The 20352-nt window shown below is 73.7% G+C and carries 16 protein-coding genes; 8 read left to right on the top strand and 8 right to left on the bottom strand.

Annotation, left to right across the window (positions count from 1 at the left end):
• Window positions 1-131 precede the first annotated feature (131 nt).
• Both ABZS58_RS29315 and ABZS58_RS29310 read right to left on the bottom strand, forming a co-directional pair.
• Complete coding sequence (locus tag ABZS58_RS29315; RefSeq protein WP_354786443.1) at window positions 132-2591, bottom strand: hypothetical protein; 2460 nt, start codon at window positions 2589-2591, stop codon at window positions 132-134.
• A gap of 131 nt (window positions 2592-2722) precedes the next feature.
• Window positions 2723-3388: a GNAT family N-acetyltransferase gene (locus tag ABZS58_RS29310; protein WP_354786442.1), complete on the bottom strand. Its 666-nt coding sequence runs from the start codon at window positions 3386-3388 to the stop codon at window positions 2723-2725.
• Window positions 3389-3463: 75 nt separating this feature from the next.
• Here ABZS58_RS29310 and hrpB point away from each other — a divergent pair, with 75 nt between their 5' ends.
• The 3 genes from hrpB to ABZS58_RS29295 all read left to right on the top strand — a co-directional run bounded on the left by hrpB (window position 3464) and on the right by ABZS58_RS29295 (window position 9564).
• Entirely contained in the window at window positions 3464-5911 is a 2448-nt protein-coding gene (gene hrpB, locus ABZS58_RS29305) for an ATP-dependent helicase HrpB (protein WP_354786441.1), read from the top strand.
• A gap of 112 nt (window positions 5912-6023) precedes the next feature.
• A complete protein-coding gene (locus ABZS58_RS29300) occupies window positions 6024-7322 on the top strand; it encodes a DUF1254 domain-containing protein (protein ID WP_354786440.1) in 1299 nt (432 codons plus the stop codon).
• Window positions 7323-7422: 100 nt separating this feature from the next.
• A complete protein-coding gene (locus ABZS58_RS29295) occupies window positions 7423-9564 on the top strand; it encodes an MMPL family transporter (protein WP_354786439.1) in 2142 nt (713 codons plus the stop codon).
• 64 nt (window positions 9565-9628) lie between these two features.
• Here ABZS58_RS29295 and ABZS58_RS29290 read toward each other — a convergent pair whose 3' ends face one another.
• A complete protein-coding gene (locus tag ABZS58_RS29290) occupies window positions 9629-11422 on the bottom strand; it encodes a hypothetical protein (RefSeq protein ID WP_354786438.1) in 1794 nt (597 codons plus the stop codon).
• A gap of 307 nt (window positions 11423-11729) precedes the next feature.
• Here ABZS58_RS29290 and ABZS58_RS29285 point away from each other — a divergent pair, with 307 nt between their 5' ends.
• Entirely contained in the window at window positions 11730-12266 is a 537-nt protein-coding gene (locus tag ABZS58_RS29285) for a DoxX family protein (RefSeq protein ID WP_354786437.1), read from the top strand.
• Between the two features lie 5 nt (window positions 12267-12271).
• On the opposite strand, the gene ABZS58_RS29280 is transcribed toward ABZS58_RS29285, so the two are convergent.
• The 4 genes from ABZS58_RS29280 to ABZS58_RS29265 are packed head-to-tail and all read right to left on the bottom strand — an operon-like array spanning window position 12272 to window position 15444.
• Window positions 12272-12961, bottom strand: a complete 690-nt coding sequence (locus ABZS58_RS29280) for a hypothetical protein (protein ID WP_354786436.1) — start codon at window positions 12959-12961, stop codon at window positions 12272-12274.
• Window positions 12958-13527, bottom strand: coding sequence for an NADAR family protein (locus ABZS58_RS29275; protein ID WP_354786435.1), 570 nt, complete (start codon window positions 13525-13527; stop codon window positions 12958-12960). Before ABZS58_RS29275 ends, ABZS58_RS29280 begins: the two co-directional genes overlap by 4 nt.
• A 31-nt stretch (window positions 13528-13558) precedes the next feature.
• A complete protein-coding gene (locus tag ABZS58_RS29270; protein WP_354786434.1) occupies window positions 13559-14785 on the bottom strand; it encodes a HAMP domain-containing sensor histidine kinase in 1227 nt (408 codons plus the stop codon).
• A gap of 2 nt (window positions 14786-14787) precedes the next feature.
• Window positions 14788-15444, bottom strand: coding sequence for a response regulator transcription factor (locus ABZS58_RS29265; protein ID WP_354786433.1), 657 nt, complete (start codon window positions 15442-15444; stop codon window positions 14788-14790).
• Between the two features lie 124 nt (window positions 15445-15568).
• Here ABZS58_RS29265 and ABZS58_RS29260 point away from each other — a divergent pair, with 124 nt between their 5' ends.
• The 4 genes from ABZS58_RS29260 to ABZS58_RS29245 are packed head-to-tail and all read left to right on the top strand — an operon-like array spanning window position 15569 to window position 19167.
• Entirely contained in the window at window positions 15569-16174 is a 606-nt protein-coding gene (locus ABZS58_RS29260; protein ID WP_354786432.1) for a hypothetical protein, read from the top strand.
• Between the two features lie 2 nt (window positions 16175-16176).
• The gene (locus tag ABZS58_RS29255) at window positions 16177-17256 is read left to right on the top strand and encodes a peptidoglycan-binding protein (RefSeq protein ID WP_354786431.1); all 1080 of its coding nucleotides are present in this window, start codon (window positions 16177-16179) and stop codon (window positions 17254-17256) included.
• Window positions 17253-17915 (top strand): ABC transporter ATP-binding protein, encoded by a 663-nt coding sequence (locus tag ABZS58_RS29250; RefSeq protein WP_354786430.1) that lies wholly within the window; start codon window positions 17253-17255, stop codon window positions 17913-17915. Before ABZS58_RS29255 ends, ABZS58_RS29250 begins: the two co-directional genes overlap by 4 nt.
• 49 nt (window positions 17916-17964) lie before the next feature.
• Complete coding sequence (locus ABZS58_RS29245) at window positions 17965-19167, top strand: ABC transporter permease (RefSeq protein WP_354786429.1); 1203 nt, start codon at window positions 17965-17967, stop codon at window positions 19165-19167.
• Here ABZS58_RS29245 and ABZS58_RS29240 read toward each other — a convergent pair.
• Window positions 19110-20339: a glycosyltransferase gene (locus tag ABZS58_RS29240; protein ID WP_354786428.1), complete on the bottom strand. Its 1230-nt coding sequence runs from the start codon at window positions 20337-20339 to the stop codon at window positions 19110-19112. The two genes, ABZS58_RS29245 and ABZS58_RS29240, sit on opposite strands and share 58 nt — an antisense overlap.
• Window positions 20340-20352: the final 13 nt, after the last annotated feature.

Here is a 20352-nt window from a genome sequence, read left to right as displayed (position 1 = left end):
TGCGCCCGCCGCCGGTCCGATGAACCGGGCATGACGCGGTCGACGCTCCACCTGACAGCGCATGTGGGCGGTGCGGCAAGAAATGCGCCCGGCCGGCCCTCGGAAGGGGTCGGCCGGGCGCATTCGCGGTGTCAGGAGCGGGTGAGCTGGTAGGTGGCGTCGGCGGCGCCGGTTTCCAGGACGACTGTCAGCGGGCCGGTCGGCAGGTAGTTGCAGGTGACGGTGCGGTCTTCGTAGCCGGGGGTGGCGCCGCAGTAGCGCAGGCCGTTCTGGTCGAAGACCGACAGCGACGCGACGCCGCTGCCCGAAGTGCGGTGCCACGTGAACGTGGTGCTCGCGGTGTGCTCGTCGGCGGGGATGTTGAAGCACGCGCCGAAGTGGGTCGCCGACGTGGTCACCGTCGAGCCGGTCGCGCCGGAAGGCAGGGCCGGGCAGGTCGGGGGGCCGTCGACGCGGGCGAACGCCATCGAGAACGCGCCCGGCGGGTCGCCGCTGCGTTCGTTGAGGACCAGGACCAGCGGGGCGACGCCGGACAGCGGGCAGCTGGTCTGGTGCAGGTTGTAGTCGAGGTCGCAGACGAAGTTGCCGGCCGCGTCCAGGACCATGCCGGTGGGGTTCGAGGAGCCGGTCGCGTCGGTGGGCTTCAGCTGGACGATCTTCGAGCCGGCGGGGCCGGTCAGCTGACGGCAGAGGAACTGGCCCGGTGCCGTGAACGCGGCCTGCAGCGGCGGGTCCTGGAAGCCGTTCGTCGGCAACGCGGGGCATCCCGTCGGCTGGACGGGCAGCAGCGCCGTCACGAACGAGAAGTCGTTGTCGAGGACGGAGTCGACCACACCGGCGTTGAGGACCATGGTGTAGCGGCCCGCGGCCGGGATGTCGCAGTAGCTGCTGTCGGCGCAGATCCGGTGGCCGGTGCTGTCGTAGACCGCCGCGTAGGTCTGGTAGTTGTCCGCGTCGAAGGCCTTGGCGATGTACCTGCCGGGCGTGCTGACGTTGAGGATGCGGCAGCGGATCGGGCCGAGCGACCCGGCCGGCGCCGCGTTGTAGGTGCCGGGCCGGATGACCGGGCAGCCCGCGGGCTGTGACAGCCGGCGGACCTGCAGCTTGTAGGTCTCGTCCGGGCTCTCGGTGTCCCACCGGCTGAGGAAGGAGACGACCCGGTACGTGCCGGTGGCCGGCAGGAGGCAGCCGTCCTCCCCGTCGGTGTAGTCGGGGCAGGCCTTGGCGCCGGTGCTGTCCACGATCCAGCGGTCGACCGAGTTGTAGACCAGCGGGGCGGCGTAGGCGATCACGCGGTCGCCGGCGTTGGCGTGGAACGGCTGGCAGTTGGTCTGCACGGGTGACGTCTGGTGCACCAGGAGCGCGTCCGGCGCCCAGGACAGCCCGGTGGAGGCGGCGCAGCCCGCGTTGCGGAACAGGGCCGTCGCCGCGATCCGGTAGGTGATCGGCTCGTAGCCCTGGTTCAGCGTGATGACGGAGTAGTCACCGGCCGCCGGCAGCGTGCAGGAACGCCGGTTGGTGTAGCTGTCGCAGACGACCGCGCCCGCGTCGTCGTAGAGGTACCAGAAGATCTGCTGCCAGTCGTAGACGCGGATCCCGATGGTGCCCGCGGAGGGCATGCGCACCTTGTGGCAGGCGACGCCGTCGGGGTTGACGGTCCCGGTGCCGGCGTTCACCCCCGGGTCGCCGAACGGCGCCGGCTTCAACGGCGCGCACCCGGCGGCGTTGGAGATCCGCGACATCCGCAGCGTGTAGGTGGCCTGGTTGCCGTAGTACTCGAAGAGGTCGAGGAAGTACGGGCCGGCGGTCGTCAGGGTGCAGGTCGTCGCGTACCGCACCGGGCAGACCGGCTCGAACTGCGCGTTCAGGATCGTGCCCTGCACGTCGGCGGGCTGGCCCGGCGTGGGGGTGACGCCCTTCGGCGAGTCCAGTCGCAGGACGCTGCCGACCGGCTGGTTGAACTTGTAGCAGTCCCCGGCGGACCCGGCGGGCACCGTCTTGCCCACCCCGGCCGAGGCGAACGAGAAGAAGCTGTTCGGCAGGGTCGTGCACGCGGCGGGTGACCGCATCGACTGCACCGACAGGCTGTAGTTGCCCGAGCCGACGCCGTTGTACAGCTTCACCGTGATCGTGTAGGTGCCGGCCTGCTGGAGCTGGCACGTGCCGGCGTCGACGCCGAAGAAGCAGACCTGCGTGGCGCCCTTGGTGACGAAGGCCTGCAGGAAGTCGCCGCTGCCGCGGGTCAGCATCGTGTAGAGCTTGTCGCCGGCCTTCGTCGTCGTGACGGTGAAGACGTCCTGACGGGTGCCGGAGATCGCCGGGCACACCGCGATGTCGCCGAACGCCAGCGCCCCGCCACACGTGGCGGCGGACGTGGCTTTCACCGCCGTGCCGGCGGCGACCGGCGCGAACGCGGGCTGAGCGGCATCGGCAAGGACAGTGCCGGCGGTGGTGGGGGTGGTGGCGGCGGCCTGGGCGGTCGAGGACGGTGGCGCCGCGACCGCGGGTGTCCCGGTGAGCAACGCCCCGGCGAGGGCGGCGACGCCGGCCAGGCAGAGAATGCGGCGGAGGGCAGGATGATTCACATGCATGACATCTCCCCGTCTCGCTCGACGCAGACGCGCGAGCGAGTCGATGATTTCACGCACATAGGCGCCCGGCGATCCCGCCTGGACAAGGCCATACAGACCCGCTGATATTCGCCGAAGACGACCGGCGATGCCTACGACGGGTAGACGGTGCCGGGTGTCGCGGCGATGAGGACGGTGGCGGCGGGTCGCCAGCCGAGTTTCGTGTACAGGTGCCGGCCCTCTTCGCTGGCGACCAGGATGCCGCGGGTGGCGCCCGCCGAGACCGCCGCGGCCGCCAGGGCGCCCATGACGGTGCTGCCGAGGCCCCGGCGGCGGTGGGCGGACATCGTCTCGATCCGGTCCGCGACGGCGTCGGGGCCGGCCAGCCCGATCGTGCCGTGGGCACCGGTGGTGCCCGCCGCGTCATGGACGGTGGCCGTGACCACGGCGTCCTGCGCCCGGGTCCGCAGCGTGTACCCCGCGGCGGGCGGCGGCTCGGGATGATCGCACAGGTCGATGGTCATCATCAGTTCGGAGCGCTTCAGCACGACCAGTCCCGCCGATTCCAGCAGTCCGGCGGTGCGGTCCGGGTCGGCGGTCGGGACGGTCAGCCACGTGACCTCGGTCTCGGCGGCCACCCGGCCGGCCAGGTCACGCAGCGACGCCGGGTCCTGATCGAGCGCGAAGTACTCGACCGCCCGGCCGATCTGCAGGCAGCGCACCCGCAGCCCCGGGCCGAGGTCGGCGGCGGCGGGGAGCGCGCGCGACAGTCCCCAGCCGCGCTGCCAGCGGACGACGAGCTCACGTAGGTCGGACATCAGCGCAGGCTAGCCGACCGCCGCCCCCATCCCCCGCGAGCCGGACCGGAGCACCGGTGCTGTAGGAGTTGGGGCGTGGCGGAGCTGGCGGTGCGGCGGGTGCTCGGGGATGTCGTCGGGGCGCTCGGGACGGGGACGGCGGTGCTCGTGGCGCCGCCCGGGACGGGGAAGACGACGCTCGTGCCGACGGCCCTCGCCGACGCGTTCGAGGGCACGGTCGTGGTGGCGGAGCCCAGGCGGATCGCGGCGCGGGCGGCGGCGCGGAGGATGGCGGAGCTGCGCGGCGAGCGGGTCGGGGAGACCGTCGGGTACAGCGTCCGCGGCGACCGCAGGGTCGGGCCCCGCACCAGGGTCGAGGTGGTCACCACTGGGCTGCTCGTGCAGCGGCTCCTCGCCGATCCCGAGCTGGCCGGCGTCGGCACCGTGATGATCGACGAGTGTCACGAGCGGCACCTGGACACGGACCTGGCGCTGGGGTTTCTCCTGGAGTGCCGGCAGACGCTGCGGCCGGACCTGCGGCTCCTGGCGGCCTCCGCGACCGCCGACGCGCAGCGGTTCGCGGACCTGCTGCGGGCCGACATCGTGGAGGCCGAAGGGGCGCTGCACGACGTCGCGGTCGTGTGGTGCCCGCCGGACCGGCCGGTCAGGCCGCCGCACGGGCTGAAGGTCGACCCGGCGTTCCTGGACCACGTCACTGCGGTCGTGCGCAGGGCGTGGCGGGAGACGGCCGGGGACCTGCTGGTCTTCCTGCCGGGTGCGGGTGAGATCGCGTCCGTGCGGCGCGGGCTGGCCGACCTGCCGGTGGACGTCCTGCACGGCCGGTTGCCCGCGGTGGCGCAGGACACCGCGATCCGCGCCGGCGACCGGCGCCGGGTCGTGCTCGCCACGGCCGTCGCGGAGAGCAGCCTGACCGTGCCGGGGGTCCGGGTCGTCGTCGATGCCGGTCTGGCGCGGGTGCCCCGGACCGACCACGCTCGCGGTCTGGGTTCGCTCGCCACGGTACGAGCGGCGAAAGCATCGACCGTCCAGCGGGCCGGACGGGCGGGCCGGGAGGGGCCCGGGGTCGTCTACCGCTGCTGGTCCCAGGCCGACGACGAACGCCTGCCGGCGCAGCCCGAGCCCGAGGTCGCCGTCGCGGAGCTGACCGCGTTCGCCCTCGCGCTCGCCTGCTGGGGGCATCCCGACGGCACCGGTCTCGCCCTGCCGGACACTCCCCCGGCCGCCGCGATGCGCGTGGCGCGGACGACGTTGCGGGCGCTCGGCGCCGTGGACGACGAGGGGCGGGCCACGCCGCGCGGGCACCGCATGTCCCGCGTCGGCGCGCACCCCCGGCTGGCCCGGGCGCTGCTGGACGGCGGGCCGAAGGTGGGCGCGCGGAAGGCCGCCGAGGTGGTGGCGATCCTCGCCGACGACTCCCTTGCGCGGGGCGACGACCTGGCCGCCGCCTGGCGCCATCTACGCGACACCCGCGACCCGCGCTGGCGCGCCGAGGTGGACCGCCTGCACCGCGGCACCGAGACCACCGGGGCGGCACAGCAGCGCGGCACCGAGACCACCGGGGCGGCACAGCAGCGCGTCGGCGCCGCGGGGGCGAAGGGCCTGCCCGACGATCTGACGGCCGGGCTGATCGTCGGGCTCGCCTACCCGGAGCGGCTGGCGAGGCTGCGCGGCGGCGGGTACCTGATGGCCGGCGGCACCGAGGCGGCCCTGGCGCAGGGATCGCCGCTCACCGGGCACCCGTGGCTCGCCGTCGCCGTCGCGGACCGCCAGCCGGGCAACGCGTCCGCGCGGGTCCGGCTCGCCGCCGCCATCGACGAGGACACCGCGCGGGAGGCCGGCGCGGCACTGCTGTCCACAGTGGACGAGGTGACCGCGGAGGGCGCGGAGCGCCGGGAGCAGCTCGGCGCGATCACGCTGCGGCGGCGAGAGCTCAAGGACCCGCCGCGCGAGCTCGTCGAGCGGGCCATGCGTGAGGCACTGGCGAAGCAGGGGCTGCGCTGGACGAAGGAGGCGGCACAGCTGCGGCAGCGGATGGACTTCTGTCACCGGGTGCTCGGCCCGCCGTGGCCGGACGTCAGCGACGCCGCCGTCATCGCGCACACGGATCTGAGCACGGTCCGGCAGCTGTCCACGGTGGACCCCGAGCGCACGCTCCGGGCGATGCTGCCGTGGCCCGCCGCGGCGCGGCTGAACGAGATCGCGCCCGAGCGGCTGCCGGTGCCCAGCGGATCCATGGTCCGGATCGACTACAGCGACCCGGAGGCACCCGTCCTCGCGGTGAAGGTCCAGGAGGCGTTCGGCTGGCTGGAGACCCCGAACGTCGGCGACGGCCGGGTGGCGGTCCTGCTGCACCTGCTGTCCCCCGCCGGCCGTCCCGTCGCGGTCACCCGGGACCTCGCGTCGTTCTGGCGCACCGGATATCAGCAGGTCCGGGCCGAGCTCCGGGGCCGCTACCCGCGCCACCCGTGGCCGGAGGACCCGGCGACCGCGGTCCCCACCAAGCGGACCAACCCGCGCCACTGAAAGCCAGGAGGACCCGGCGCCGAAGCCACCCGGCGCCTCACCCACCCGGGCGCCGCCCGGCGAGCAGGCTGGAGTCCAGGAGGAGGCGATCCGAACCCCGGAAGGAACGCGCATGGACCTGAGGGCGATGGACCTGACGACGCTGGCCGCCGAAGCGTTCCAGTACGGCTACCCTCTGCTGACCAGCCTCGCCGCCGTGGAACGCGAGGGCGGACCGGACAACACGTTCACGCATCAGCGACGCTTCGACGACCGGCGCAACGCGAACCCGGACCTGCTGTACTCGACCGCGCGGCTCGACCTGTCCGGCGGTCCGCTGTGGCTGCGCGTCCCCGACACCGGCGACCGGTATCACGTTCTGCAGTTCGTCGACGCGTGGACGGACAACTACGCCTACGTCAGCGAACGCTCCACCGGCAGCGGCGAGCGGGAGCTCCTGCTGGTGCCGCCCGGCTGGGCGGGACGGGAGGCACCCGGCGCCCAGGTCATCAGGATCCCGACGATGGTGACGACGCTGATCGGCCGGTTCGCGTGCGGCCAGCAGGAGCTGGCCGAGGTGCACGCGCTGCAGGACGCGCTGCGGATCGAGCCGATGTACCCCCAGGTGCCGCTGGACGGGCTGCCGCACCCGCAGGCCGGTGTGCCCGAGGACCTGCTGTTCTTCGAGTCGCTGCGGCGGTCCATCGCGGCGTTCCCGCCCTCCCCGGCGGAGCGGCGCTACCAGCGCAGGTTCGCGCCGATCGGCCTGCTGGAGCCCGGCACGTCGCCGTACGCCGGTGCGCCGCGCGAGTTCCGCGAGACGCTGCGCGACGGGCTCGCCGTCGCCCGCGACCACCTCGAGGAGGAGGCGATGACCCGGCACGCCGGGCTCGTCAACGGCTGGACCAACGACCTGCACATGTTCGACTTCAACCTCGACTACTTCGAGGTCGGCACGATGGACACGCCGGAGTGGACGATGCCGGACCGCGACGAGGCGCACGCTGTGCGGGCCGTCGCCGCGCGGACCGGCCTGTGGGGCAACCACGCCTACGAGGCGGTCGCGCCGACCGTGCACAAGGACCGCGACGGGGAGCGGCTCAGTGGCGCGCACGCCTACGAGCTCCACTTCGCCGAGCCGCCACCGGCCGGCGCCGGCTGGTCCCTGGCCGTCTACGACGTGCCCGGCTCCCGCCCGGTGCCGAACCAGCTGGACCGCCGCGCCATCGGCAGCGGTACCCCCGGCCTGCGGCGGGAGCCCGACGGGTCGCTGACGATCCGCGTCCAGCACGACCCTCCCGGCGACGACACCAACTGGCTGCCGGCGCCGGAGGGCGGCTTCCGTCCGGTGCTGCGGATGTACCAGCCGGGCCCGGCCGTCCTGCACGGCGAGTTCCGGCCGCCGCCCGTCGTGCCGGTCCGTGCGGCCTGAACAGCACCCTGAACAGGGAGTACTAGCGGACTCCAAGTCGGCTGAAAGTGTCACCCGGGATGGTGGCACCGCTGCATCAGACGACTTGGAGGCACCACATATGTCCCGCTTGCTCGGCCGGCTCGGAGGAGCGGCCGCCGCGCACCCCTGGCGCACGATCGGCGCCTGGCTGATCGTGCTCGTCGCGTTCACCACGTTGTCGGCCGGCTTCGGCGGTACCCCGCACGACGACTACAACGTGCCCGGCACCGAGTCACAGGCCGGCACCGAGTTCCTGCGCGAACACCTGCCGGCGATGTCCGGCGCCGACGCCCGCGTCGTCGTGCACGGCAAGGGTCCCGTCGACCCGGCGACCCTGGACCGGCTGCGGGCCCGGCTCGCCGCGATGCCGAGCGCCGGCGACGTGTCGCAGCCGCGGATGTCCGCCGACGGCGACACGGCGCTGATCGCGGTGCGGTACACCATCCCGGTCACCGACTTCGTGGGCACCGCCGGCATGGACGCGCTGCGCACCGCCGCCGAGCCGCTCGTCCGCGAAGGGCTGCAGGTCGAGTTCGGCGGCCAGGTCGCCGAGAACATCTCCGCGCCGTCCGGCACCGCGGAGGCGGTCGGCATCGTCGTCGCGCTGCTGATCCTGGTGCTCGCGCTCGGCTCGGTCGTCGCCGCCGGCCTGCCGCTGATCGTGGCGATCGCCGGTCTCGGCGTCGCGAGCGCCGTCATCGCGCTGCTGGCGGCCGTCACCGACATCAGCGGCACGGCGCCGACGATCGCGACCATGGTCGGGCTCGGCGTCGGCATCGACTACGCGCTGCTGCTCGTCGCCCGGCACGTGGAGGGGCTGCGGGCCGGGCTGACCCCGCGCGAGGCGGCCGCGGCGGCGAACGCGACCGCCGGCTCGTCGGTCATCGTCGCCGGCCTCACCGTCCTGGTGTCGCTGTTCGGTCTGAAGCTGGCGACGCTGCCGGTGTACTCGTCGTACGGCTACGCCACGTTCGCGGCCGTCGGCGCGGTCATGCTCGCCTCCATCACGCTCGTCCCCGCGCTGTGCGGCCTGGCGGGCCACCGGGTCCTCCCCCGCGCGGTCCGGAAGCACGCCGCGACCGCCGGATCCGCCGCCGCGACCGGCACCGCGGGCCCGAACGGCACCGCGACGGCGCAGCCCGGGTGGACGGCGCGGTGGGCGGTGCTCGTCGGGCGGCGGCCCGTGCTCGCGGCCCTGGCGTCGCTGCTGGTCCTGGCCGCGCTGTCGGCGCCGGTCCTCGGCATGCGCACCTGGCCGCAGGACGCGGGCAGCCAGCCGACCTCCAACACCGCGCGGCAGGCGTACGACCTGACGTCCGCCGAGTTCGGTCCCGGCGCCAACGGCCCGCTCGTCATCGCCGTCGACCCGACCAAGGTGTCCGATGTGGATGGTCTCGTCGCGGCGCTGCGCGCCGTGCCGGGCGTCGCGCTGGTGGTGCCCGCCGCTCGGACCGGCGACGTGGCCGTCATCCTCGTCGAACCCTCGACCGGTCCGCAGGACGAGCGGACCACCGAGCTGCTCGACCGCCTCCGCGCCGACGTGCTGCCCGACGGCGCGCTCGTCACGGGACTCGTCGCGGTGTTCGCCGACATCTCCGACCGGCTCGCCGAGCGGCTGTGGATCGTCGTCGCGTTCGTCGTCGCGCTGTCGCTGCTGCTGCTGACGGTGCTGTTCCGGGCGCCGGTCGTCGCGGTCAAGGCGGCCGTGATGAACCTGCTGTCGGTGGCCGCGGCGTACGGCGTGATGACCGCCGTCTTCCAGACCGACGCGGGCGCGCGGGCGGTCGGCCTGCCGCACGCGGCGCCGGTGTCGACCTGGGTGCCGATCCTGCTCTTCACCGTCCTGTTCGGACTGTCGATGGACTACGAGGTGTTCCTGCTGTCCCGGGTCCGCGAGGACTGGCTGGCGACCGGCGACGCGCAGGGCAGCGTGGTCCGCGGCCTGTCCGCGACCGGCCGGGTCATCAGCAGCGCGGCGGCCATCATGGTCGCGGTGTTCGTCGGCTTCGCCCTCGACCCGGACGTCACGGTCAAGATGACCGGCGTGGGCATGGCCGCCGCCGTCCTCATCGACGCGACCCTGGTCCGCCTGGTCCTGGTCCCGGCGACGATGTCGCTGCTCGGCCGGGCGAACTGGTGGCTGCCGGCCTGGCTGGACCGCCTGCTGCCGCACGTGAAGGTCGAGGCGGAACCCGCTCGGCAGCTCGAGCCCGTCGCCTGACCCCGGTCCGGAACGGAAAACGGGCCCGGCGGAACACCGCCGGGCCCGTTTCAGCGCAGAACTCTCAGCCGTTCACGGTGACCGCGAACGAGTGCGGGCTGGAGCTGGTGCCGTCGGTGTAGCGGACCGTGAACCAGAAGTACGTCCACCCGGCCTCGGTGGGCGTCCAGTGCACACGGGCCTTGCCGTCGGCGTCGACGGCGACCGTCCTGGGGGTGCTGTCGACGGACGTGAAGTACCGCACGTCCTGGACACCGGCGGCGAAGTACGGCGTGACGGTGAAGACACCCTCCACGCCGACGCCGCCGCCCGACCCGTCGACCGGGTAGACGCCGTCGGAGGTGACCTCCGGGTCGTCGACCGAGAAGAAGTAGGTCGTGACCGGGTCGTAGTGGGAGGCGCCGGAGCTGTCCTGACCGGCGTAGGTCAGCTCGTGCTGACCGGCCGGCAGCGGCACCGTCGGCCCTTCGGCGACACCGTCGGCGCCGACCGTGGCGTACTGCTGCGCGCCGCCGTCGACCGTGTAGGCGATCCTGGTGATGCCGTTGCCGACCTGGGTCTCGAAGTGCAGCGTGACGACGGCGCCGCGGCTGCCGGCCGGGTCCGGGACCTGGTCGGTCCGCCACGCGTTGACCCCGTAGCTGCGCACGTTGATCTTGTACTCGCGCACCACCGACATCAGCCGCGCGCGGTCGATGCTCGCCACGTACAGCGTCTGCGGGCCGCTGCCCCACGGACGCCACTCGACCGTGGCGGTGCCGCCCACGTGGTCGGCGGCGACCCGGTTGTTCAGGCTGAACCGCGACGTGCCGTAGACGAACTCGGTCACGTCGCCGGAGCCGTTGGCGGTGAAGACGAACGTGCCCGGCTTGCCGGCCTCACCGGTCGGCAGCGGTGGGTTCTCCGGGTAGTCCACCGAGGAGACGCCGGGCGCGTTCGGCGCCGTCTTGTCCACCACGAAGGTGCACGGCGCGCTCCACGCCGAGTAGGCCCGCTCGTCGTAGGTGCGCGCGTGCCAAGCGTAGGTGCCCTCGGCGAGGCCGCCGATGCCGACGTAGCCGGAGCCCCAGACGCCGTCCCCGCCGCTGGTCTGGCTGACCGGGATCGACGTCACCGCCGACGGGTTGCCGGTGGGCCAGAGCTCGGCCTCGGTGCGCAGCGCGTCGCCGGCGTCGGGGTCGGTCTGCTCGGCGAACACCGTGAAGTCGTAGCCGGCGTAGTACGTGCTGCCGGCGCAGGACCCGCTGTCGCCGTAGGTGTAGCCGACCTTCGTCGGCGTCTTCGGCGGCGTGTTGGTGAGCTCCACGTTGAGGCGGTAGTTGCTCTGGTCCAGGTAGCGGCCGAACTCGAGCTTGTTCTCCTTGCCGCCGGGGACCTTGATCTCGACGTACAGGCGGCTCTGGTGCTTCTTGAGCGCCCTGTCGAGCCCGTCGGTCAGGTCGAAGTTGAGCACCGACTGGCAGCCGGGCGTCTCGGCGACGGGGGTGACGGTGCTGCCCGCCGACGCCGGCGGACGGTTCCACGAGTTGGCGGTGGTGAACTCCGCGACCGGCCTGGCCTCCAGGGCGCGCGGCGTGCCGCAGTCGGTGGCGCCGGTGTCGATGACCCGCAGCTTGGCGGCGTGCAGCCGGGCGCGCGGGACGTTGCCGATGTCGAACCCGAAGTAGACCCGGGTCTTGTGGGTGACCCCGCCGACGACGTGCGCGCCGAGCGGGAGGGAGCCCTCCGGGTAGTACGTCGCCGTCCCGGGCGTCGCCGAGTCGGTGAGTGCGCTGAACGTGGGGGTGAACGAGAAGTGCGGCTCGGCTGCGCTCGCCGGTGTCGCGGCGAGAACCGCCGCGGCGGCGACCACCGTCACGGTGAGCGCTTTCGCCGCTTTCCGCCCGCGTCCCCGTAATCCGCGGGTGTCATTGCTCAAGTGGAGCCCCTTCCACGACAGAGGTGGATGCGATCACGCGCAGCGTATCGATCCGGGGCGCTCCGCACCGACCCGTTTTCGCGCGGCCCGACGGGGCGTCCCGGGTTGCGATCACGGAACAAGGTCGCGTTTACGCAGGTGGGGCGCGTGCCGGGTGTCCCACGGTGTCCCACGGGCGGCGCGCGGCGGGGCACCCCGGTGCTCCGATGTCTCCTGTCAGCGAAACAGCGCAGTCAGGAGAGACGACATGAGCACGGTCACCGTCACCGCCCGCCGGCCCTGGTTCACGCTCAACGGCGTCCTGTGGACGCTGCAGGTCCTGTGGGGCTTCTTCTTCGCCGGCAGCGGCTTCGGCAAGGTCCTGCTGGCCGACGCCACCCTCTACGCCGAGGCGCCCCGGGCCGTCGCCTGGTACGCGGCGGTGCCGCAGCCCCTGATCGTCTTCATCGGCGTCGCCGAGGTGCTCGGCGGCATCGGCCTGATCCTGCCGGCGCTCACCCGGGTCGGGCCGCGCCTGGTGCCGCTCGCCGCGGCGGGCCTGGCCCTCACCATGCTCCTGGCCGCCGGGTTCCACATCGTGCGCGGCGAATACCCGCTGGTGCCCGCGAACGTCCTGCTGGGCGGGGTCGCCGGTTTCGTCGCCGCGGGGCGGTGGCGCCTGCGGCCGCTGCCGGCCGAGCCGCTCACCACCCGGCGGGTCGTCACGTCGGCCGTGGTGCTGGTGGTGCTGGCGCTGACGATGTTCGCGCCGACCTGGTACACCATGACCCACACCAGGTTCTGAGCGCGTCAGCGCAACCCGATGGTCGCCAGGACTCGACCCACCGTCCGCCCCACCGGCCGGAGCACCGCATCCCGGATCCACCGGCCGGTGGGCGCGACGAGATACCGCCACAGCAGCACGACGGAATGGTTCCAGGACCATGCGACGGACCAGGCCACCGCCCGGCCGACCGGCACGATCACCCACCGCCAGAACCAGGCGAGCAGCTGACCGGCGGGGCGCAGGCCGTAGTCGACGAGGATGCCGATGACGAACCCGACGGCGATGCCGATGGGGCGCAGGAGGTAGCGGTACAGCAGCACCGCCGTCCACCAGATGGCCTTGCCGAGGTAGACCCAGAACAGCCGGGTCCGCTTCGCGAGCCACACCGTGCCGTCCCACAGCGCCTGCAGCGCCGGGGCGATCACGTGCTCGATCAGCCACGCGAGCGGGACGACGACCAGGTGGCGCAGCAGCCAGCGCATCGGACGGACCACCACGAAGTCGAACGCGATGCCGAGCGGCCGCAGGATGTACCGGTGGATCAGCCGCGAAACCGGTGCGACGACATACCGGTGGATCGCCGCGAACAGCTCCCACAGCAGCTTGAACGGCAGGACGACGGCGACGGCGACGACCCGCACCGGCCACGCCAGCCAGCCCGGCAACGGCAGCGGCTCAGGCTGTTTCCGCTTCCGCAGCGACGGGCGGGTCATGCCGCGGCCAGGATCGTCCGGGCCCGCATGAGCGCGAAGCCGAGCAGGTTGAGGCCGCGCCAGAGGGCCGGCTCGTCGGCGGACGCGTCGCGGGCGCCGAGGCCGATGCCCCAGACCCGGTCCAGGGGGCTCGCCTCGACCAGGATCCGGTCGCCGGTGCCGACGAGGAACGCGCGCAGGTCGGCGTGCTGGCCGAACTTCTCGACGCTGCCGCGCACGACGACGTCGAAGCGTTCCCGCTTCCAGACGGTGTCGTCGAAGTCGCGGACCTGCCGGCCGAGGGTCTTCGCGTCGTTCGGGTGCCCGGCGGTCAGCACCTTCGCCGCGGTCGCGGCGTCGCCGAACAGGGTCGCCTTCGACCACATCATGTAGTGCTCGGCGGAGGCGAAGCGCACGCCGTCGACGGTGAACTCGGCCGGCCACCACTGGCTGAGGCAGCCCGCGCCGACGGACCCGCCGGGGCCGGGCCGATGGCCCCAGAAGTGCAGGAACCGGACCTTGGCGCCGCTGCCCATCAGGGCGATGAGCTCGGCGGTGTCGGCGGGTGGATCGGACGGTACTGGCATGTCTGCGAGTCTGCCGGACCACGGCGACCAGTTATGTCAGCGGTGCGACAGGCAAGATCACCGTCACCACGAGGCCGCCGCCGTCGCGGGGCTCCGCCCGGACGTGCCCGCCGTGGGCGCGGGCGACGGCCCGCACGATCGACAGGCCGAGACCCGCGCCGGGCACCCCGGCGGCGACCCGTTCGGGCCCTAACCGCCGGAACGGCTCGAAGAGGCGCGGGATCTCGTACCGCGGCACGACCGGACCCGTGTTGCTCACCGTCACCGCGACGGTCCCGTCGGGCCGGGTGCCGCAGCTGACGTGGACCCAGCCGCCGCCGGGCAGGTTGTGCCGGACCCCGTTCTCGACGAGGTTGTGCACGAGCCGTTCCAGGAGCACCGCGTTGCCGGTCGTGGGCGCCTCCTGCGGCGCGCAGTCCACGGCCGCCTTCGCCGGTGGCAGCCGGGAGCTGCCGGAAGGGCGTGACAGCCGGGAGCTGCCGGAAGGGCGTGACAGCCGGGAGCTGCCGGAAGGGCGTGACAGCTGCGCCGTGACGTGCTCGACGATGTCGGCGAGGTCCACGAACGAGCGGTCCGTCACCTCCCGCTCCGACCTGGCGAGCAGGAGCAGGCCGTCGATGAGCTGCTCGTGGCGGGCGTTGACGGCGAGGAGGGTCGCGCCGAGCTGCCGCAGCTCCGGGGACGCGGTGTCGGGGTCGATCGCGACCTCCAGGAGCGTCCGGTTGAGCGTCAGCGGGGTCCGCAGCTCGTGGGAGGCGTTGGCGATGAAGCGCCGCTGGCCGTCGAACGCCTGGTCGAGCCGGGCGAGCATCAGGTCGAACGTGTCGGCGAGCTCCTTGACCTCGTCGTGCGGGCCGGGCAGCGCGATCCGCTCGTGCAGCCCCCGGTCGGGGGCGTTGGCGATGCGGCGGGCGGTCGCGGTCACCTGGTGCAGCGGCTGGAGGAGCCGCCCGGCGATCAGCCAGCCGAACGCGGTCGCGGCGAGCGCGATGACGCCGAGCGCGATGCCGCCCTGGGTGAGCATCACCTGGCGGGTGTCGCTGGCGACGGTGTCCCTGAACTGTTTGACGAACAGCTGCCCTTCGGGCGGTGCCGCGGCGCCCGACGGAAGGCCCTGCACGGTGCTGGTGACGATCGCGTTGCCGCTGAATCGCTGGTACAGCAGCGCGTAGCACACGGCGAGCAGCACCAGACCGGCGAGGAGGAAGAGGCCGCCGTACACCAGCGTCAACCGCGCTCGGATGGTCAGTCTGTTCACGGTCAGGCCACCCGGTAGCCGACGCCGGGCTCGGTCAGCACGACCTGGGGGTCGCCGAGCTTGCGGCGCAGCTTGAGGATCGTCATCCGGACCGTGTGGGTGAACGGGTCCGCGTGCTCGTCCCACGCCTTCTCCAGCAGCTGCTCGGCGGAGACCGCGGCGCCGTCGGCGCGCAGCAGCTCGGTGAGGACCGCGAACTCCTTGCGGGACAGCGGCACGTACCGCCCGTCGCGGTACACCTCGCGGCGGTGCGGGTCGAGCCGGATCCCGGCGCGCTCCAGCACGGGCGGCGCCGCGGCCCGCGCCCGCCGGCCGAGCGCGGCGACCCGCGCCGACAGCTCGCGGAACGCGAACGGCTTCGGCAGGTAGTCGTCGGCGCCGAGGGCGAGCCCGGCGACCCGGTCGTCGATGTCGGCGGCGGCGGTCAGCATCAGCACCCGGGCCGCGCCGTCACGGGCGGCGAGGGACCGGCACACGTCGTCGCCGTGGACGACCGGCAGGTCCCGGTCGAGGACGACGACGTCGTAGTCGTTGACGTCGAGGCGCTCCAGGGCGGCGCCGCCGTCGTGGACGACGTCGACCGCGTGCGCGTCGCGCCGCAGCCCCTGCGCGACCGTCTCGGCGAGCAGCGGCTCGTCCTCGACCACCAGAATCCGCATCCCCCTATGGTGCCGCGTCGCGGTGTCACGCCGGCGTCAACGTTTCCGGTTACGGCCGGGTGACGCGCCGCCCGCTTGACTTCGGCGCAGTGGCCGGCGAGTGCCCGGCCCGCCAGGAGGAACGATGTTGCGCGTCAGGACAGCGTCCGCGCTCGGCCTGCTGCTCGTCCTCGGTCTCGCCGCCACCGGGTGCGCCCGGCCCGGCGGCGGCGACGGGGTGGCCAGCGCCGGCGGCACACCGACGGCGAGCGCCGCCTCGGGTGCCGGGACGAGCCGGCCGGACCCGGTGAAGGACCAGGAGAACTTCCTCAGGTATGCCCAGTGCATGCGCGAACAGGGCATCGACATGCCCGACCCGCAGATCGACGGCGGCGCGGTCTCGATGGTGCTGCCGCAGGGCACCGACAAGGCCAAGGTCGACGCCGCCAACGCGAAGTGCAAGCAGTTCCTGCCCAACGGCGGCGAGCCGATGAAGGCCGACCCGGAGATGCAGGAGCGGATGCGCAGGTTCGCGCAGTGCATGCGGGAGAACGGCCTGCCGGACTTCCCGGACCCGGGCGAGGACGGCGGCATCCGCATCGACGGCAACGCCGCCGGCGCGCTCGACCCCGGCAGCGAGGCGTTCAAGAAGGCGGAGCAGGCGTGCCAGGAGTTCCGGCCGAAGCGGCCCGGCTCCGGCGACGAGGGCTCGACGACCCAGAAGACCGAGACCGGCGGTGGCGGAGCATGAGCATGAGCGTGAGCCGTCGGCGGAGGTCGCGGGTCGGTCGGGTGGTGGTGACGGTCGCGGTGGTCGCGGCCGTCGGCGCCGCCGCGGCGGCCGGGCTCGGGCTGCCCGACCGGGGCAGCGACGCGAGCACCCGGTCGGCGACGCCGCCGAAGACCACGAAGGTGACCCGGCAGACGCTCGTCGACACCCAGACCGAGGACGGCACGCTCGGCCACGGCGACCCGGTCACCGTGGCGGGCCGCCTCTCCGGCACGCTGACCGAGCTGCCGGCGGTGGGCTCGACCGTCCAGCGTGGACAGTCGTTGTTCCGGGTCGACGACGCGCCGGTGCTGCTCCTGTACGGCGGCCTGCCCGCGTACCGCACCCTGGCGCCCGGCACGGAGGGCGCCGACGTCCGCCAGTTCGAGGAGAACCTCGCCGCGCTCGGCTACAAGGGGTTCACCGTCGACGACGAGTACACCGCTTCGACGGCGACCGCGGTCAAGGCGTGGCAGGGCAAGCTGGGCCTGACGAAGACCGGCGTGGTCGAGCTCGGCCGGGTCGTCTACGCCACCGGCGCGGTCCGCGTCGAGGAGCGCAAGGCGGCCGTCGGCGACCCGGCCGGCGGGGCGCTGCTCACCTGCACCGGCACCGGCCCGGTCGTCACCGTCACCCTGGAGGTGTCCGACCAGCGGCTCGCGGTCGTCGGCACCGCGGTCACCGTCAAGCTCCCCACCGGTAAAACCGTCCCCGGCAAGGTCGTGCGGGTCCAGACGGTCATCACCCCGGCCGAGGGCAACAACCCGGCGGAGACCGGCCTGGAGGTGACCGTCACGCCCGACGGTGACCCCGAGGGCACCGTGTTCGCCGGCCTGGAGCACGCCACCGTCGAGGTCGGGTTCACCGCCTCGCGCAAGGAGCATGTGCTGACCGTGCCGGTGTCGGCGCTGCTCGCGCTCGCCGAGGGCGGGTACGGGCTGCAGATCGTCGAGAACGGCGCCGGCCGGGTCGTCGCCGTCGAGCTCGGCATGTTCGCCGCCGGCCGGGTCGAGGTCACCGGCGACGGCATCGCCGAAGGCGTCCAGGTCGGGGTGCCGTCATGACCGAGGTGGTCACCCTGGACGGCGTCAGCAAGTCGTACCCCGGCGGCGTCACGGCGGTGAAGGAGGTGTCGCTGTCGATCGGATCGGGGGAGATGGTCGCGATCGTCGGGCCGTCGGGCTCCGGCAAGTCGACCATGCTGCACCTGATCGGCACGCTCGACCGGCCGTCGGCCGGCACCGTGCGCATCGACGGCCATGACGTGTCCGCGCTCACCGACCGGCAACTGTCCGCGCTGCGGGCCCGGCGGATCGGGTTCGTCTTCCAGCAGTTCCACCTCGCGCCCGGCCAGAGCGCGCTGGACAACGTCGCCGACGGCCTGCTCTACGCGGGACCGTCGCGGGCGCAGCGGCGCGCGAAGGCGCAGGCGGCCCTGGTGCGGGTCGGGCTCGCTGACCGGCTCGACCACCTGCCGCACGAGCTGTCCGGCGGTGAGCGGCAGCGGGTCGCGATCGCCCGCGCCGTCGTCGGCGGGCCCGCGCTGCTGCTCGCCGACGAGCCGACCGGCAACCTCGACTCCGCGTCGGGCGCCGGCGTCGTCGAGCTGCTGCGGGAGCTGCACGCCGCCGGCACCACCGTCCTGGTCATCACCCACGACCAGGCGATCGCGGCGGCCCTGCCCCGGCAGGTCGTCATGCGCGACGGGGAGGTCGTCACATGAGCGGGGCATTCGGCTCAGGGCGACGCCGCAGCGCGGCGGAGGTGGCGTCATGACCGCGCCGCCGCAGCCGGTCAGGTTGTACCTCAGCGACGTGCTGCGGGTCGGCAGCGCCGGGCTGCGGACCAGGCCGATGCGGGTGTTCCTGTCCGCGCTCGGCATCGCGATCGGCATCGCCGCGATGACCGCCGTCGTCGGCATCTCCTCCTCCAGCCGGGCGGAGCTGGACCGGCAGCTCGACGCGCTCGGCACCAACCTGCTCACCGTCGCGCCCGGCAGCGACCTGTTCGGCGGCGACGCGACCCTGCCCGACGAGTCGGTCACGATGATCTCGCGGATCGGGCCGGTCACCGAGGTCGCCGCGACCGGCAAGGTGCCCGGCGCCCACGTCTACCGCAACGACCACATCCCGGTCGCGCAGACCGGCGCGATCAGCGTGCAGGCCGCGCACCTGGACCTGCCGCGGACGGTCGGCGCGGCGCTCGCCGACGGGATCTGGCTCAACGCGGCGACGGCCCGCTATCCGGCGGTCGTCCTCGGCGCGGCGGCCGCCCGGCGGCTCGGCGTCGACACGGCCGGTGACGGCGTCCAGGTGTACCTGGACCGCCGCTGGTTCACGGTCGTCGGGGTGCTCCAGCCGGTGCCCCTCGCGCCGGAGCTCGACGCGACCGCCCTCGTCGGCTGGCCGGCCGCGCAGACGTACCTCGGCTTCGACGGGCACCCGACGACCGTCTACACGAGGTCCAGGGACGAGCAGGTCGAGGCGGTCCGGGCGGTCCTGGCCGCGACCGCGAACCCGCAGAGCCCCAGCGAGGTCAGGGTGTCCCGGCCGTCCGACGCGCTCGCCGCCCGGCAGGCCACGGACAGGACGTTCACCGGGCTGCTGCTCGGCCTCGGCGCCGTCGCGCTGCTCGTCGGCGGGGTCGGGGTGGCCAACACGATGGTCATCTCGGTCCTGGAGCGGCGCGCCGAGATCGGGCTGCGGCGGGCGCTGGGCGCCACCCGCGGGCAGGTCCTGCTGCAGTTCCTCGCCGAGTCGCTGCTGCTGTCGGCGCTCGGCGGGGTCGGCGGGGTGTTCCTCGGGGTCGCGGTGACCGGGGTGTACGCCCTCACCCGCGGCTGGCCGGCGATCGTGCCGCCGTGGGCGACCGCCGGCGGTGTCGTCGCGACGCTGGTGATCGGCGCGGTCGCCGGGCTCTACCCCGCGGTGCGGGCGGCCAGGCTCGCCCCGACGGAGGCCCTGGCCGCACCCTGAGCGGCCTGCTGGGCGGCTCCGTACACCCGCAGCAGGTGGTCGAGGTAGTTCTGGGTCGAATACGCCCCGGCGGCGGCCCGGCCGGCCTCGGCCACCTCGCGGTGCAGCAGCGGATCCGTCAGGACCCGCACGAGCGCGGCGGCGAACGATCCGGCGTCCGGCGCGGTGCTCAGCCGGTGCGTCCCGGCGAGCGCCGCGTCGGCGAGGACGACGGGCAGGCCCTGCGCCTCCGCCTCGACCAGCACGAGCCCTTGCGTGTCGGTGGTCGACGCGAACGCCAGGACATCGGCCATCCGGTAGTAGGCGGCCATGCTCGCGTGCGGCACCGGCCGGACCAGCCGCAACGCGTGCGCGACCCCGGCCTGCCTGGCCAGCCGCAGGACCGCCTGCCGGCGCTGCAGCACCCCGAGCATCACCAGGCGGGCGTCCGGCAGCCGGCGCAGCACCCGCGCGAACGACTCCAGGAGCAGCTGCGGGTCCTTCTCCTTCGTGGCCCGCCCGACGGCGAGGACCACGGGCGCGTCGGCCGGCAGGCGCAGCGACCGGCGCAGCTCGTCGCGGCCGAGCGGGCAGTCGGGCAGCGCCACCGACGTCGGCACCGTCCACACGGGAGGGACCCGCTCGAACTCGGCGAGGCTCGCCGCCGTCTTCGCCGACGGCGCGATGAGGATCGAGGTGCGGTCCAGGAACTCCTGACCGACCCGCACCAGCTGGGCCCGCCGCTCGGTGCCGGGCCGGGTCAGCTTCAGGTAGTCCCGCACGGTCCAGCCGACCTGGAGGCGCTGCGCGGCGTGCGCAGCCCCGAGCTGGATCTCCATGAAGTGCGCCGAATACGCGAGCAGATCGGTGTGCCAGGTCATGACGACCGGGATGTCGTGGGCCCGCGCGTACCGCAGCCCGCCGACGCCGACCGGTCCCTGCGTGTGGATGTGCACGACCTCGGGAACCCGCCGCATGCCGGGGAAGCGCGGCACGCCGATGCGGACGTTGCGCAGCGGCACCGGCACCGACCGGACCCCGCACGGCTCGGCCCGGCCGCGCAGCAGCGGCGCCGGCTGGTACACCTGCACCTCGTGCCCGGCGTCGCGGAGCAGGGCAACGGTCGTCGCGACGGAGATCGCCACGCCGTCGGAGCGGCCGGCGTGGCTGTCGCAGAAGTGCGCAACTCTCACGCCGCACATGGTG

The organism is Dactylosporangium sp. NPDC005555, assembly GCF_040605635.1.
In the GTDB taxonomy this organism is placed as follows: domain Bacteria; phylum Actinomycetota; class Actinomycetes; order Mycobacteriales; family Micromonosporaceae; genus Dactylosporangium.
Note: the sequence above shows the minus strand (reverse complement) of the source record. Positions and strands in the feature narration are given on the sequence as shown.